General features: G+C 66.4%; 9 protein-coding genes. 3 read left to right on the top strand and 6 right to left on the bottom strand.

Annotation, left to right across the window (positions count from 1 at the left end; genetic code table 11):
* The first annotated feature begins 162 nt into the window (after positions 1–162).
* On the top strand, positions 163–1,080 hold the full coding sequence (locus J2T21_RS03795; protein WP_307578670.1) for a LysR family transcriptional regulator: 918 nt from the start codon (positions 163–165) through the stop codon (positions 1,078–1,080).
* A 138-nt stretch (positions 1,081–1,218) separates the two neighbouring features.
* On the opposite strand, the gene J2T21_RS03790 is transcribed toward J2T21_RS03795, so the two are convergent.
* Entirely contained in the window at positions 1,219–2,445 is a 1,227-nt protein-coding gene (locus J2T21_RS03790) for an MFS transporter (RefSeq protein ID WP_307578668.1), read from the bottom strand.
* A gap of 239 nt (positions 2,446–2,684) precedes the next feature.
* Positions 2,685–5,009, bottom strand: a complete 2,325-nt coding sequence (locus J2T21_RS03785; RefSeq protein ID WP_307578665.1) for a helix-turn-helix transcriptional regulator — start codon at positions 5,007–5,009, stop codon at positions 2,685–2,687.
* 372 nt (positions 5,010–5,381) lie between these two features.
* Here J2T21_RS03785 and J2T21_RS03780 point away from each other — a divergent pair, with 372 nt between their 5' ends.
* On the top strand, positions 5,382–6,881 hold the full coding sequence (locus J2T21_RS03780) for a SulP family inorganic anion transporter (protein WP_307578664.1): 1,500 nt from the start codon (positions 5,382–5,384) through the stop codon (positions 6,879–6,881).
* Between the two features lie 54 nt (positions 6,882–6,935).
* Positions 6,936–7,568, top strand: coding sequence for a helix-turn-helix domain-containing protein (locus tag J2T21_RS03775; RefSeq protein ID WP_307578663.1), 633 nt, complete (start codon positions 6,936–6,938; stop codon positions 7,566–7,568).
* Between the two features lie 30 nt (positions 7,569–7,598).
* Here J2T21_RS03775 and J2T21_RS03770 read toward each other — a convergent pair whose 3' ends face one another.
* From J2T21_RS03770 to J2T21_RS03755, 4 genes are read right to left on the bottom strand one after another with little or no spacing between them, the layout of a single operon-like run.
* Positions 7,599–8,804, bottom strand: a complete 1,206-nt coding sequence (locus J2T21_RS03770; RefSeq protein WP_307578662.1) for a Wadjet anti-phage system protein JetD domain-containing protein — start codon at positions 8,802–8,804, stop codon at positions 7,599–7,601.
* On the bottom strand, positions 8,794–12,330 hold the full coding sequence (locus tag J2T21_RS03765) for an ATP-binding protein (protein ID WP_307578660.1): 3,537 nt from the start codon (positions 12,328–12,330) through the stop codon (positions 8,794–8,796). The genes J2T21_RS03770 and J2T21_RS03765 overlap by 11 nt, the downstream gene beginning before the upstream one ends.
* On the bottom strand, positions 12,327–12,968 hold the full coding sequence (locus J2T21_RS03760) for a DUF4194 domain-containing protein (protein WP_307578658.1): 642 nt from the start codon (positions 12,966–12,968) through the stop codon (positions 12,327–12,329). Before J2T21_RS03760 ends, J2T21_RS03765 begins: the two co-directional genes overlap by 4 nt.
* The gene (locus tag J2T21_RS03755; protein WP_307578656.1) at positions 12,965–14,407 is read right to left on the bottom strand and encodes a DUF3375 domain-containing protein; all 1,443 of its coding nucleotides are present in this window, start codon (positions 14,405–14,407) and stop codon (positions 12,965–12,967) included. Before J2T21_RS03755 ends, J2T21_RS03760 begins: the two co-directional genes overlap by 4 nt.
* Positions 14,408–14,558 lie beyond the last annotated feature (151 nt).

Genomic DNA, 14,558 nt, shown 5'->3' with positions numbered 1-14,558 from the left:
TCCGGCGCGGGCCGGCGGGGCGTGGAATCATCACGTGCGGCGCTCCCCCTTGCTGTCCGCCCCGCGTGTGACCCGCTCCACCTCCACGCTATGCCAGGACCGCGCATCGGTCCAACGAATCCACGCGCAATCGATCATCGATCATTTCGATAGAGTGGGCGCATGAGCATGGACCTGAATCTCTTGCGCACCTTCCTGGAAATCTACGAGGCCAGAAGCGTCACCCGGGCGGCACAGGAACTCTCGCTGACCCAGCCGACGGTCTCGCACACGCTGGCCAGGCTCCGGACCCAATTGGGCGACCCGCTCTTTGTCCGCGGCCCCGGCGGACTCGAACCCACTGCCCGCGCCAACGAACTCTTCCAGGTCTTTCGCACCGCGGTGGACAACATCGATGCGGCCGTTGACTCGAACGCGGCCTTCGATCCGGCCACCACGCGGCGCACCTTCCGCATCTGCCTCTCGGACATCGGCGAGGTCATCTTCCTGCCGCCGATCATGGCCCGCCTGGCCGCGCTGGCACCGGCCGCCAACCTCGAATCGGTGCCCATGACCGTGGGGCATATCCCGCACTGGCTGGCCCACGGCCACGTCGACGCCGCGCTGACCTCGCTGGTGCTCGGCGGCGGCGCGCGGCGCGAGGCAGTGACCAAGGACAGGTACGTTTGCCTGCTGCCGCGCGCCATGGCCCCGAAACAGGGCAGGCTCTCGCACAAGCAATTCGACGCACTGGGGTTCGTGACCATCGACCCCACTGCCGGGCATGGCCAGATCGAGGAGCGGCTGGGCGAATCGGGGATCTCGCTGCGCACGGCACTGCGTGTGCACCACTTCTCCGTGCTGCCCTCGGTGCAGCTGGAATCCTCGCTGGCCTCCGTGGTCCCGCTGGAGATCGCCGAGCGCTTTTGCCGGCAGTGGCCCCTGGTCCACCGCGAGCTTCCGGTGGACAGCCCCGCCTTCTCCGTCGACCTCTACACCGACCACAAGATCGCCGCGAGCGGGCCGGTGCTCTGGTTCCGCGAGCTGGTGCGCGAGGCACTGCGCGAGATGCCTTCGGCGCTGGGCCCGGCGCTGCACTGATCCTTCGCCGCTTCCCGGGCACGAAAAAGGGGCGCAGTCCCCCGGGATATTCGCACCAGCGAATCCCCGGGGAACCACGCCCCCTAATGACTATCGGGATCGTATCCCAGGCCGCGGATCCCGCCCGGGGAAACGCACCTACGCCTCCTGGGTTTCAAGCACCGGCTCGTCGACGTCCTTCTGCGCGGCCGGCTTGGGGATGATGGCCACGGCGAGCATGCCCAGCAACGCCGCCCCGGCGAAGAGGTAGAAGCCCCACGGGTAGGCGTGGCCGCCGGCCACCAACAGGCCGGTCAGGCCCGGGCCGGCAATGGCGCCCAGTCGTCCCACGCCCGCCACCATGCCCATGCCTGTGCCCACCACATGCCTGGGGTAGATGTAGCCGACGAATCCGTAGACCAGCACCTGCGCACAGAAGACGAAGAAGCCGGTCACCAGGACCACGCCGTTGAGCAGCAACTGGCTTTCCATCCGGATGCTCAGCAGCGCCAGCAGCACCGCGGCGGAGGTGAACCAGAACATCGTGGTGCCCTTGACGCCGCGCTTGTCCGCGATGCGTCCTCCGAGCAGCAACCCGGCGATCGCGCCGACGTTGAGGATCAGCAGCAGCACCAGGGAATCCGCGACGTTGTATCCGGCGCCGCGCATCAGCTGCGGCAGCCAGGTGTTCAGCCCGTAGACCAGCAGCAGGCCCATGAAGGCCGCTACCCAGAGGCCGATGGTCGAGCGGGCAAGCCCTCCGGTGAACAACGTCGCCATGCTGGATTTTGGTGCCTTGGTGCCAATGTCCTTGAGGCCCACGGCATGGGTCTCGGGCAGCTTGGCCCACATGAACGGGAGCACCACCAGGCCCAGCGCGCCGCCGATGTAAAAGAGCAGGTGCCAGTCGGCATGGGCAAGGATCGCGAAGAGCGAGGCGGCCACGGCGCCGACGTGGTAGCCGGTCATCGTGATGGTCGCGGAGTGCGCACGGGCGTTGGAGGCCGCGGCTTCCTGCATCATGGTGATGGCCACGGGCATGCATGCGCCCATGCCGAGGCCCGCGATCATGCGCGTCGTGCCCAGCAGGGCGACGTTGGGCATCAGCGGGAACAGGATGGTGAAGATCGAGAAGATCAGCACGCAGGCCATCAGCGGGTAGCGACGTCCGTAGCGGTCCGAAATCGGGCCGATCAGCACGGCGCCGGCACCGACGCCTACCAGCGAGATCGTGGCGATGAAGGTCGCATCAAGCGCCGTGATGCCGGCGTACGCGGTATCGATCAGCTGCGGAATCGAAGCGGAGAGAGCGACGATGTCGAAGCCCTCGAAGACGACCGTCAGCCAGCACAGGGCAACGATCCATTTATTGCGGGTGGATTTCATGGAGTGTGTGGAACCTTAGGTCAAGACGTTAGGGAACCAAGAGATCTATGGCACCCGTCACCACCCAGTGTGCCTAAGCCCGCATTATATTGTCCAATAGATGCGGCGTGCACCACACATAGAAAAAATCTATACATCTATGGCAACCCCCGTACCCATGTGCTCCGGCGCATCCGCCTTCGCTCCGGGCGGACCCCGGGGCACCCTTGCATCGGGCTGTGGCAGTAGTGCAGGAGGCCCTAGATTCCCCGCTCCCGCGCATGCTCCAGCGCCTGCGCCACATCCGTGGCCCCAAGCTTCCGGTAGAGGCTGCGGATCTGGGTCTTGACGGTGTTTTCCGACCTGAATCCGGCTTCAGCGATTTCCCGCCGGCTCATGCCCATCCGCAATTGCCGCAGGACCTCCTGCTCCCGCGGCGTCAGCACCGGGCGGCGAGTTCCGGTGCCCCGAACAGGTGCCGCAACCGTTTCAAGCCTGTCGAGTTCCTCCGGCCCCAGCTGCAGCCCGCCGACGACATCTGCCCAACCCGGGATCATGCGCAACAGGGCAATCTCCACGAGGTCCAACCGTTGCCCACGTTGCTCTTCGAGTTGCTGCAGCACCTGCACCCCGGGTTCACCGGGATTCCGCGCCGCAACGTCCAGGAACAGCGCAAACCCCTCCCAGCGCCGCGTCGCGGGTGCATCCTGCTGCCCGCGCAACATCGTGAGCGCCTTGTCGGGTTCCCCGCCCACCAGGTGCCCGAACGCCACCAGCGCCGGATGCACCCGTGCACCCGCGTGCCTCGAGGTGCGACCACCCGCCTCGATGATTTCCGCCAGCAGCAGCGCTTCGTCGAGCAAACGGTCCGCCAACGGTGCGGCACAGGCGTAGCGGCGCTCGGTGCGCCACGCATTGATGAGCCTGCGCGCCGACTCCGGGCTGCCGCCTTGAAGGGACTGCATGACCAGCAAATACGCATGCACGGACCAGAATTCGTCGTTGCCGGGGGTTTGGGGAAGCCCGTCCAGCTCCCGCGCAGCCTCGCCGAAACGCAGGTCGACCATATCCAGGAAGGCGCGTGCCAGCGTGGCCGTGTGCGCAATCATCTTCCTGCCCCACCCGACCTGGGCAATCGCGGCTTCGTGTTCCGCAAGCCATCTCCGCGCCGAGTCGCCATTTCCTTCCAGTGCGTGGAACAACGCCAGCTTCCCGGCAACATCGGCCACCAGGAAGGCCTTGCCCGAGGCTTGCGCCAGGCGGAAGCCCGTCTCGTAGGCCCTCATCGCCTCGGCATCGCACCCGGCCAGGTGCAGCGTCAGGCCGGAGTGGAACTCGACGAGCGCCGCCAGGGACGGGTTCAGCCGCTGGGTGTCGAGTCCCCGGGACAGCGCCTCGCGCAGCCGCTGGGCGGCGCCACCTGCCTCCTCATACAATCCCGCCAAGCGCAGGTGCGATATCTCCAGCATGCCGATGGTCAGTGCCCGGGCGCTTGGAGTGCGGTAGAGCCGCTCGGTGTCCTCGCGCAAGCGCTGGGCGGTGCTGTCGGTGGCGTAATCGGGCGCCAGGGACGGAAGGTGCAGGACCATCCCGTCCTTGCCGGCGGATCCGAGGATCCTCAGTCCCACCCGCATGTAGTGCGTTTGCCCGGTGACAAAGCGCGGCACCTTGGCGGCCACCGCAGCCAGGTGCTTGGGGTTGGCCATGAACATGTCGACCCACTTTTCCAGCAGCAGGTTCAGGATTGCCGGCCACCGGCGCCCGTCCACGGCAGCCTCCAGCGCGGGACCCACCCCGCTGGTCTCCGCCATCGCATCGACGGCGCCCTGTTCCAAGGCGCCAATGCGTTCACGGCCAAGCAACCCGACACGTTCCATGAGCACCTGCCGCACCAGCGCCGGCATCATCCACCCGCCGCTTCCATCGGCCTGCACAAGCCCGGCCCGGGACAGGTCCTCCATCACATGCACCTTCGGTGAGACCTGCCCGAAGAAAGCCTCAACCGTTTGCGCATCGAGCTGGGGGAGGAACGCTGCCTCCGAGAGTTCCCCGCGGGGATCGTGGTGGCGCAACCACGGCGCCAGGCCGGTGCGGATCAGGTGCTGGGCCCGGGCGTGGGCCCCCGGCTCCGCGGCCAGGATCCGGGCCGCGCCGAGCCACCCGCCGCACAGTTCATGGATGGCACGGGCCTGATCCGGGTCGATCGGCCGGCCGGGTTCCGCCAGCTGCGCGATTTCCCGGGCGTCCAGCAGCAGGTCATGCTGCTCGGCCAGCATGAACGGGGCAACCGAGGCAAGATCCCACAGCGGGGCGGAGGGCGGCAGGATGACGGCCGCATGCAGATCCGCCTCCCGGTGCATCCGCGTTGCCAAGGTTGCGAGTTCAGCCACCTCGTCGAGGTGGTTTCCGGACCAGTCATGGACCTCACCGCGACGTCCACCGACCCAGGAACGTGCAAATAAGCGCCGGCCGGTGCCTGCCGCCGCCCTGATCAACAGGAGCCGGGACCCGTCCTGTTCCCACGCGGCGAAACGCGTCAACGCAGGATGGGCATTCTGCGCAAGCGGTGCGACGCCCTGGCCCATGGTTTCCCTTCCTGGCTTCCCGTGGTGCGAAGCCCTGCTGACAAGGCACTTCCGCCAGTCAATAAGCAGGAAACGCGCTGACCCGGGCACCTCATTGGAATATCAAATTCCAATTCTAGATTATTTATCCGTGAAGCCCGGGAGGCCGCTGCCAAGCCTCGCCCCGTCCCAAGCGGACCCGGCGAAACCGGAAAATGTTGCGTCCTTGGACACTGTTCGCATCGGGTCTCGAGTCGCTGATTTAGTATTGGTCCTGTCTCCCCCTCGCAGTGCCCGCTCATCCCGGTCTTGGTGGCGCTTCGCGCGAACCATGGCAGGCACGATGCCTGTGCGTCTTCGCTGCTACCTTGAACGGAACCATCCTTGCCTTCCATGCCTGCCTCCACGGTCCACGAACCGACACCGCTCGAACGCCAGTCGGTGTTGCGCACCCTGCGCTCCCCCAAGCTGCTGGGCGTCGAGATCCTCGGCGGGCTGGTGGTGGCCCTCGCGCTGATCCCCGAGGCCATTGCGTTCTCCATCATCGCCGGGGTCGACCCGCGCGTGGGCCTGTTCTCCGCCTTCACCATGGCGGTGACCATTGCGTTTGTCGGCGGACGCCCCGCGATGATCTCGGCTGCCACCGGCGCCGTGGCCCTGGTGATCGCCCCCTTGGTCGCAAGCCATGGCGTGCATTACCTGGTCGCGGCGATCCTTCTAGCGGGCGTCTTCCAGGTGCTGCTGGCGGTGCTGGGCGTGGCCAAGCTGATGCGCTTCATCCCCCGCCAGGTCATGGTCGGGTTCGTGAATGCGCTGGCGATCCTGGTGTTCATTGCCCAGCTGCCCGAGCTCATGAACGTGCCCTGGCTGGCATACCCGCTGCTGGGACTGGCCCTGTTGATCGTCTTCGGGCTGCCGCGGATCACCACGGTGGTCCCCGCCCCGCTGGTCGCGATCGTGGTGCTCACACTGGTCACGGTCCTCGCGTCCATCGCGGTGCCGACCGTGGGCGACAAGGGCGAGCTGCCCTCGAGCCTTCCGGAGCTCTTCTTCCCGCAGATCCCGCTGGACCTGGAAACCTTCAAGGTCATCGCACCCTACGCACTGGCAGTGGCCATCGTGGGCCTGCTCGAATCCCTGATGACCGCCAAGCTGGTCGACGACGTGACCGACACACGCTCCAACAAGACCCGCGAGGCCTGGGGCCAGGGCGTGGCAAACCTGGTGACCGGGCTCTTCGGCGGCATGGGCGGCTGCGCGATGATCGGCCAGACCATGATCAACGTGAAAGCCTCCAGGGCCCGCACCCGGATCTCCACGTTCCTGGCCGGCGCCTTCCTGCTGCTGCTGGTGGTGGTGTTCGGCGACGTGGTCGCGCTGATCCCCATGGTGGCGCTGGTGGCGGTGATGGTCTTCGTGTCGTGGGCGACGTTCGACTGGCATTCCATCCGTCCCTCCACACTGCGACGGATGCCCAAGAGCGAAACCGCGGTCATGCTCATCACGGTGCTGGCCACGGTCTTCTCCCACAACCTTGCCGTTGGCGTGGGTGCCGGGGTGCTGGCCGCGATGGTGCTTTTCGCACGCCGCGTGGCGCACTTCGTCACGGTCACCCGCACGCTCGATGCCACCGCAGGCACAGCCACCTACACCGTCAACGGCGAGCTGTTCTTTGCCTCGTCCAACGACCTGTACACGCAGTTCCAGTACGCACTGGACCCGGACCACGTCGTCATCGACATGCATGCCTCACACCTCTGGGACGTTTCGACGCTTGCTGCGCTCGAGTCCATCACCGCCAAATATGAGGCCGCCGGCAAAACGGCCGAGATCACCGGGCTGAACGAGGCCAGTGCTGCCATGCACGCACGCATGGCCGGTCACCTGGGCTGACCATCCGGAGGTCATTCTCCTTCGGCACCGCGGCGCCATCGGCATACTTGTGTCATGGGCGTTCGGGAAGCCAGCAAAGTACTCGGTGTGACCGAGCGACGCGTGCGCGCCCTGATCCAGCAAGGCAAACTCAGGGCCCACAAGGTCGGGCGCATCTGGCAGATCGATGACCTCGAACTCCGCCGCGCCTTGCGCCGGCCGCTGTCCGAACATTCACGCTTGATTCTTTCCCGGGCACTGCATAACCGAAGCCTCACTGGCTTGACGGGTCAGGACCGCAAGCGCACAGCCAAGCGCATCGCCGAACTGCGCGCCTCCGATAATCCTGCAGCAATGCTTGTCGATTGGTGGGGCGGGAAGAATTCAGGCCCTCTGAACTTCGGCACCAATCTGGTCGATCACGCCCTCGCCGGCAACGCCGCATACGTCATGGAGGCTCTGCATCGCCCGCAGGAAGAGTACCTCCGCAAGCCAGAAGACCTGGCGGACGTTGTCTCCTCAGAGCGCCTGATTCAAGGCCTCACCCAGACCGAACTGCCTGGCAAGGCTGGCGTACCCATTGAGGACTTGAGGAAGATTGAACGCGCAATACGTTTATCTTCGCCCACGCCGAGTCGCAGAATTCTCCGCATCTTGAATATCGAACCGACAGCCCTCCGGATTTGGCGACTGTCGGCCGCAATGTAGAGAAGGCATTGCGAGCAGACTGACTTGCCGTCAGTCCGCGGTGTCCCACCCGCAGGCAATGCCGATGCGTGCCAGCGCATAGGACCAGTTGACCTGCTCCTGTTCCAACCGGATCCGCTCCCCATGGATGCCCGAGGCCAGTTCGCCGAAGAGCTCCGCCTCGGCCGCATCCAGGTGGACGAGGGTGCCCTTCGACGGGCTTGCCTCCACACCCCAGAAAGCACGGTGGTCCATGAGCGTTTCCTGGTCCATCAAGACGCTGCGAACGTGCGGGTGGTGCGAACGCAGCTGGTTCAGAATGGCAAAGCCGTGCGTGTCCATATCCCCCCAGTACACGACGTCGCAATCGCGCACCCAGCCGGCGGCGCCCAGTCCACTGAAACCATAGCCACCGCCAAAGACAACCAACGTATCGGGCATCAACGGCAGCGCGAGGAAGTTCGTCTTGTTCTCCGTGACGATCACGGTCGTCACCTCCAGTGCCAGCTTCCCGAAGGCCTCGGCGGGGATCTCCACATCCTCGGCCCCGCCCGGCGCATTCAGGATCGCTGGCAGCGCGCGCATGCGCACCTTATCCGGCTCGGTCGTAAAGCCGTGCCGCGCCCTGAACGACTTCATCGTGGAGCTTCGTGGCGCCTCGACGCCCGCAAGGACCGCAGCCATCTCGTCGATGGCTTGTATGTGCCTTTCCACGAATTTGGTGTGCACGCCGGCCAAGGCGAGCTGGCGCACGTAGATGCCCGGCTCCGGATTTTCCGCCAGCCAACGCGCCACCTTGGCGACCACCAGGGCATCATTTCCCAGCGCCAGGAGCTGGAACGGCCTGGCCAGCACCCACGGGCGAAGGCCGGATTCCGCCGCTTCGAGCTCAGCGGCGAATTTCAGGAACACGGCAGATTCCCTGCCCTTGCCCACAAAGGCGATCTCGTCCTCGACCGAGTCGAACCACGCAGCCTGCGGAACGTCGTTCGCGCCGATGCTCTGGTGCCCGATGCTCCTGCTTTCAATGCGGTAGTGCCCGGCCCCGGCCCCGGCCCGCAGCCCGGCGACCCAGTCCCGCGCCTCGGCAAAGCGCTGGCGCAATTCCCCGGCGCTTGGCGATTTCAGGGCGCGCCGGCGCGGATAGGCGCCCGAGGGCTCCAGCAATTCGCGCAGCAGTTCCCCGCGGTCCCAGGATTTCATGCACGCGGCCCGCAACCCCGCCGTGTCCGTCCAGAGCACAGCCTTAGTTGCCACGGAGTTCCTTGGCCGCCCGGTATTCGGCAATGGTCATGTTCCGCAGGTGCGAGGCCTTCCCGGAGGGGTTGTCCACGAATCCGACGTGCGCCACGAAGGGTTCGATGACGTGGATCTTCTGCAGCGGCGTGACGATCAGCAGCTGCAGTTTCAGTCGCTGGAAGAGCTCCAGCCCGTAGCGTGCGGAGGCATCCGAGCCCCGGCCGAAGGCCTCGTCGATCACCACGAACCTGAAGTTCCGCTTGGCCTCGGCCTTGCCGGTCTTGCGCCCGCCGAGCCCGAACTGGAATGCCAGGGCGGCGGCGAGGATGGTGTACGCCAGCTTTTCCTTCTGCCCGCCGGACTTGCCCCCCGAATCGGTGAAGTGCTCGAATTCCTCGCCGGTCTCGGTCCAGCGTTCCGAGGCGCTGAAGGTGAACCAGTTGCGCACGTCGGTGACCTTCGCCGTCCAGCGCGCATCCAGGCTGGTCAGCCCGTCGCGGCCGCGGAAGCGTTCCACCAGCTTGGAGACCTGGGCGAACTTCAGCTCCGAGTACTGCTCGGATTCCCCCAGCGTCCCTTCCGAGCAGGCCCGCAGATCCACGATGAACTCGCGGATTTCCGGGTCCGCGGTGTTGTCGTGCTCGAGCAGGATGTGCCGTCCGGTGTTGTACTCGATCTGCGACAGGGACGCGTTGATCTGCCCGATGCGGCCGGTGATGTCGGTCTTGCGCGCGTCGAGGAACGCGTTGAATGCCACGATCTCGTTGATGGTGTTCTGGTTCAGTGCTTCCTTGAAGCGGGTGGCAAAACGCGGCAGGTCATCGCGCTGCAGCCGTTCGAGCAGCGCCACGAATTCGTCGGCGGCGGCCAGCGAATTGTCGATGTCCGTGCATTCCTCCGGGTACTTGGCCCGGAACGCAGACATCCTGTTCAGCGTGTTTTCCCCGGCCCGGATGACCTGCTTGTTCAGCGCATCGATGCGGTTGGTCAGCTGCTCGCGCACGGCCCGCTCGGTGGTCGTGGTGTTGCGGTAGCTCAGTTCGGCCGCCCCCAGCGCCTCGGCCGTCAACCGGGCCAGCTCGCCGAGCACCGCCGCCTCGGTGGTGGCCGGCGTGTGGTCCAGGGCCTCGCGGCACCCGGCGATGTCTGACGCGATGTCCTCGGCGGCCTGCTCGTTGCGCCCGATGCGCTTGCCCAGCTCGTCGGATTGGTCCTGCAGCTTCTTCAGGCCCAGCACCAGCTCGGCCTCCTTGGTGGCCAGCAGCGAGAGCTGGTCGTTGGCGCTGGACAGTTCCAGGTGCTCCGCTTCGAGCTTGTCGATGTCCCGTGCCGTGAGTTGCCAGCCGATCTCCGCAAAGGACTTGACGCCTTCCACCGTGCCCACCGCACGTTGGGCCAGGCCGAGTGCGCCGAGTTCCTCCAACACCGAAGCCACGCGCCGCTCGAAGCCCACTCGCTTGGCCGCGGCCTCCTCCATGAGCCGACGGACCATGCCCATCTTCTCGTGGTTGTCCCAGCCCAACACGTAGTTGCGGCGGTCCCGGCGCGAGGGGCGGTCGTCCTTTTCGTGCCGCCCGCCTCCGGTCTTCAGCTGCCCGTTGGGCGTCACCGCGCGCGGGTGGCGGCGGAAGTCCTCCAGCGACTCGCAGCATTGGTGGTCGAAGCGCTTGTTCAGCTCCGCGGCCAGATAGGCGCGGAAGTGCGTGCCCGCCTTGATCTCGATCTTGGACGCCAACGTCCCGGCCCGCTGTTCCACGGCGGGCACCGGCTGGGCATCGACCTTCCGGTAGACCAGCCGGCCACGCAGGTTGTTCGCATCCACCCAGCCGGACACCGCCGTGTAATGCTGCTGGGGCACCAGCAGCGAGAGCGCGAATCCGCGCAGCGTCAGCTCCGCGGCGCCCTCCCACAGTTGTTCGCCGGGACGCACGCGCAGCAATTCGCCGATGTACGGGAGGTCGGATTCCTCGATCCCGGTCGCCGCGCAGAGCCTGTGGCGGATTTCCAGTTGCTCGCGCGGCAGCAGGTTTTGGCGTGCCTGCAGGGAAGCGTGTTCCTCCTTCAGCGAGGATTCCTCCTCGGCGGCTTCCCGTATCTGGCCCAGCAACATGCCGTGGTCCCGGTTCAGCTCCGCCGTTTCCCGGGCCAGCCGCGCTGTCGCCTCCGGCAGCGCCGCCGTGTTCGCGTCGAAGTCGACCTGGTCGCGGACCGGGAGCAGACCCAGCAGCGCCGCGGACCCGGCGTAGAAGTCGGCCTTGGCCTTCTGCTGCCCGAGCGCGGTCCGCGCGGCGTGGATCTCGGAATCGATGGCCGCGAGCCGGCCGCCACCTTGGATGCGGATGTCCTCGCGGATGGTGGCCAGCTGCTCCTGGGCCGTGGCCGCCTGGCCCTTCTTGGCCTCCGATTCGCGGGCCAGGCGCGCCGCGGTGCGCTCGAGCTCCGACCGGTGTTCCAGGCCCAGTTGCAGCTGCCGGGACATGAACCACGGGGTCAGCTCGTCGCGCAGGGCCCGGCTGGTTCTCTCCTGCGAATCCAGTTCGCGGTGCTTGTGTGAATGCTCGCGCACCGGGATGAGCATCTCGATCTGGTCCTTGGCCCGGCGCACCGCGTCGTGCGCCTTCTTCAAATCGTCGAAGTGCAGGATCAGGTTTTTCAGCCGCCCTGCAATGTCGTCGTCGTCAAGCATGTTGGTGCGCACGAAGCTGGTGATGTTTTCCACCTGCTTCATCGACACCGTGCGGTGGAACAGGTCCATGGCCTGGGACCCGGTGATCCCGAACTGGCGCTTGAACTCCGACTCGTAGCCGTCGAAGGTGTCAAAGACCTTGACCCTGTCCGTGCCGCGCAGCCGGCGCTTGAGCTTGAGCGGGTCCCCGCCGAAGTTCGCAAAATCCCCGGCGATCGACTGTTCGGACTCGGCCAGCGAGTAGAAGCGGTTGGGCTGGCCGGCCTCCTGCGTGGCCCACAGCGTGAGGGCCAGGGTGACGTCCTTGCCCATTTCCGCGTTGGCGAACACGCCCATGACCACGGTGTAGGAGCCGGGCTTGCGCAGCGCGACCGGCTTGGAGGACTCGCCACCGCCACGTTCGGACTTGTGGAAGCCGCGCACATAGGACATGAGGCTGCGTTCCTTCTTCTGCGCGCCCGCGGCCTTGTTGAACTCGATCCGGTGCGCCGGCAACAGCAGCGTGGTGATCGCATCGACCACCGTGGACTTGCCGGAGCCGATGTCCCCGGTGAGCAGGGAGTTTTTCCCGTCCAGGATGAAGCGGCGCACCGCCGAGTCGAAGGTGCCCCAGTTCAGGATCTCCAGCCTGCGCAGGCGGAATCCGGGCTCCAGGCCCTCGAACTCGAAGGCCTCGGTGTGCGGCACCGGTGCCGCGGCAACCGCGGGGCCGGCGGCGGGCTGGCTTCCTCCCGCCGCATCCGGTCCCCGTCCGTTGCCGCCTTGTTCCCGGGGTCCCCGGGGAGATTCGGCCAGGAGCATGTCCTGGTCTTGCCCAAAGAGCGAGTCCTGGCCGCCGAAAACATCCATCTGGTTCATTCCTGTCCCTCCAGGGCCGTGCGGTAGTCGGCCAGCCGCGCATCGAGCTCGTTGAGCCATTGGGCATCCACGAATGCCTTGATGATCCGCTGCACCTCGTAGCTGTCATCGGTGCCGCGCATCTTGCGCAGGAAGCCCAGCTCGGCGACCTTCTTGATGGACGTGTTCAGCTGGTCGAAGAGGCGCACCTCGTTGCTGGTTTCGGGCATGAACACCGAGACCATTTCCGCGATCTGCTCGCGGTTCATCACCAGTCGGGTTTCGGAGGTTTGCTGGTCGAACTCGGCCAGCCGCACCCGCAACAGGGCCAGCAGCAAGGAGACGTGGAAGGTCAGCTGCCGCCGGGCAACCAGCCGCGGCAGGTTGGAGTCCTCCTCCTGGTTCGAGCGCAGGAACGCGTAGCCCTCGATGTCGTCGTGGAAGAGCTCGAGGCCGAGCACCGCAACATAGTCGCGGGCCGTGGCGATGTTCTCCCCCAGCGCCTGCCACAGCTTGGCGTCGGCTTCCCGGTAGACCACGCCCTTGAGCAGGTGGGTGAGCACCAGGGACAGGGAATCGGACGTCGCCGGGGCGCCCGCCGCCAGGTCCGCGCCCGCATCGGCGTCCATCTCGAAGGGCAGTGCGTCGTGCGTTTTCATTCGGGCCTCACAAAGGTTACGTGTTCCACGGTGGCTTCGCGCCGCGCCCCGGCGCCCGTGTTCCAGGACAGTGTCTGGGTGCGCGACTCGTCGATGCCCGCCCACCGGGTTTCGGCGGCGATCTGGAAATAGGTGACGATTTCGGCCAGGCCCTTTTCCAGCGGGTGCACGTCGAGGACCTGTCCCAGGCTCGCCTGCTGCAGCTGTCCCAGGACATCGTCGATGTTGGATTGGAGCTCGGCCCGGTCGACGTAGAACTGGTCGAAGAGCGCGCTGGAATCGACCTCGGTGTCCTCGGCGAGCGCCACCGCATCGTCGATGACCACCTGGGTCCCTGGCTTGTAGAGCGGGCGCTCGAAGGGCAGCGAGATCTCCGCCTGCTGCGCCGGGATCTGCGCGACGATCCCGGCCGGCGGGTCGTTGCGCAACGCCAGCGCGTTGGATTCGATGCTGCGGATCAGCTGCATGATGCGCTTGTTCTCCAGGAAGACCTTGTCATCCAGCAGCCGGCGCATCTGCGAGGAGAGCCGGCGGACGGTGCCCTGGGTCTGTTCGACGGCGGGCAGCCAGTCGCGCTGCAGGTTCACGATCTCCCCCAGTCCCTCCACGCGCTCCAGCGTGGGGATCTTCGTGGCCTTTTCCAGCAGGTCGGAGAGTTCCGCGCGCTGGGCCGGGGACATCAGGTAGTCCCAGAACCCCTGGAAGGTGCGCCCCTGCAGGGAACCGGAGATGTCCTCCTGGTTGGTGAAGATCGCATCGAGCAACTCCCCCTGGCTGCCTTCCCAGGTGGCGATGCGTTCGCGGACCTTGCGGTCCAGGTCGCGGAAGTTCGCCTCGACCTCGCGGAAGTCCGAGAGCAGGTCCTGGGCCTGGGCGCGCAGCTGCTGGTAGTGGTCAAGCGCCTCGGGACCGGTCATCACCGGCATGTCCCCGGCCGCGACGGCCTCGATCTTCGCGTCGATGGCGGATCGTTCGGCCTCCAGCAGGGCCAGCCGGACCTCCGGGTCGGTTTCCGATCCCTGGACCAGGGCCTTGAGCAGCGCGAAGATCCCGGTCAGCCTCGACTGGGTGGCCACGAATTCCCGCCCCTGCAGCGACTGGACCCAGCGCACCGCGTCTTCGGTGGTGGGAGTCAGATCGAAGATCGGGTCGTCCTGGTTCTCGATGTAGAACTTCCGCAGCCAGGCCTTCTCCGGGGCCGCCCAGTTGTCCAGGTATTCGGCGGCGCTGCGCGGGAAGGCGGCCTCTCCCTGCTCATCGCGGACCATGAACAGCACGTCTTCGAGCGCGTCGATCAGTTCGCGGCGCGGGATGTTGCGGCGGTTTGGCTCGATGAAGGCCGCGGCGAAGAAGGCCACGAGCAGCGGGGCGTGGTCGGCGCGCAGCAGGGCCCACCCCGGGTGGTTTTCCCGCAGTCCCTGAATGGCGTAGTAGTCCACGTCCTTGACCCTCTTCCCTCAACGATCCGGCTGCGCTCCCCGCGGCCGCGCAGCCTGCCTCCCACCATCATAGGGACCATCGGCGACGGGTCGTCCCCGTGGCACGGCCTGCCGAGGTCGAGCCTCCGGCCCCGCGGCTCTGAGCAGTGTC

Origin of the sequence: Paeniglutamicibacter psychrophenolicus (assembly GCF_030812255.1) — a bacterium.
Classification (GTDB): Bacteria; Actinomycetota; Actinomycetes; order Actinomycetales; family Micrococcaceae; genus Paeniglutamicibacter; species Paeniglutamicibacter psychrophenolicus_A.
The sequence above is the reverse complement of the archived record's forward strand: the minus strand, read 5'-3'. Positions and strand labels throughout refer to the sequence as shown.

What these genes read in the sequence shown, in the direction of transcription:
- J2T21_RS03785 (WP_307578665.1), bottom strand. Translation starts at nt 5,009, where the DNA reads ATGGGCCAGGGCGTCGCACCGCTTGCGCAGAATGCCCATCCTGCGTTG.
- J2T21_RS03780 (WP_307578664.1), top strand. Translation starts at nt 5,382, where the DNA reads ATGCCTGCCTCCACGGTCCACGAACCGACACCGCTCGAACGCCAGTCG.
- J2T21_RS03790 (WP_307578668.1), bottom strand. Translation starts at nt 2,445, where the DNA reads ATGAAATCCACCCGCAATAAATGGATCGTTGCCCTGTGCTGGCTGACG.
- J2T21_RS03775 (WP_307578663.1), top strand. Translation starts at nt 6,936, where the DNA reads ATGGGCGTTCGGGAAGCCAGCAAAGTACTCGGTGTGACCGAGCGACGC.
- J2T21_RS03765 (WP_307578660.1), bottom strand. Translation starts at nt 12,330, where the DNA reads ATGAACCAGATGGATGTTTTCGGCGGCCAGGACTCGCTCTTTGGGCAA.
- J2T21_RS03795 (WP_307578670.1), top strand. Translation starts at nt 163, where the DNA reads ATGAGCATGGACCTGAATCTCTTGCGCACCTTCCTGGAAATCTACGAG.
- J2T21_RS03760 (WP_307578658.1), bottom strand. Translation starts at nt 12,968, where the DNA reads ATGAAAACGCACGACGCACTGCCCTTCGAGATGGACGCCGATGCGGGC.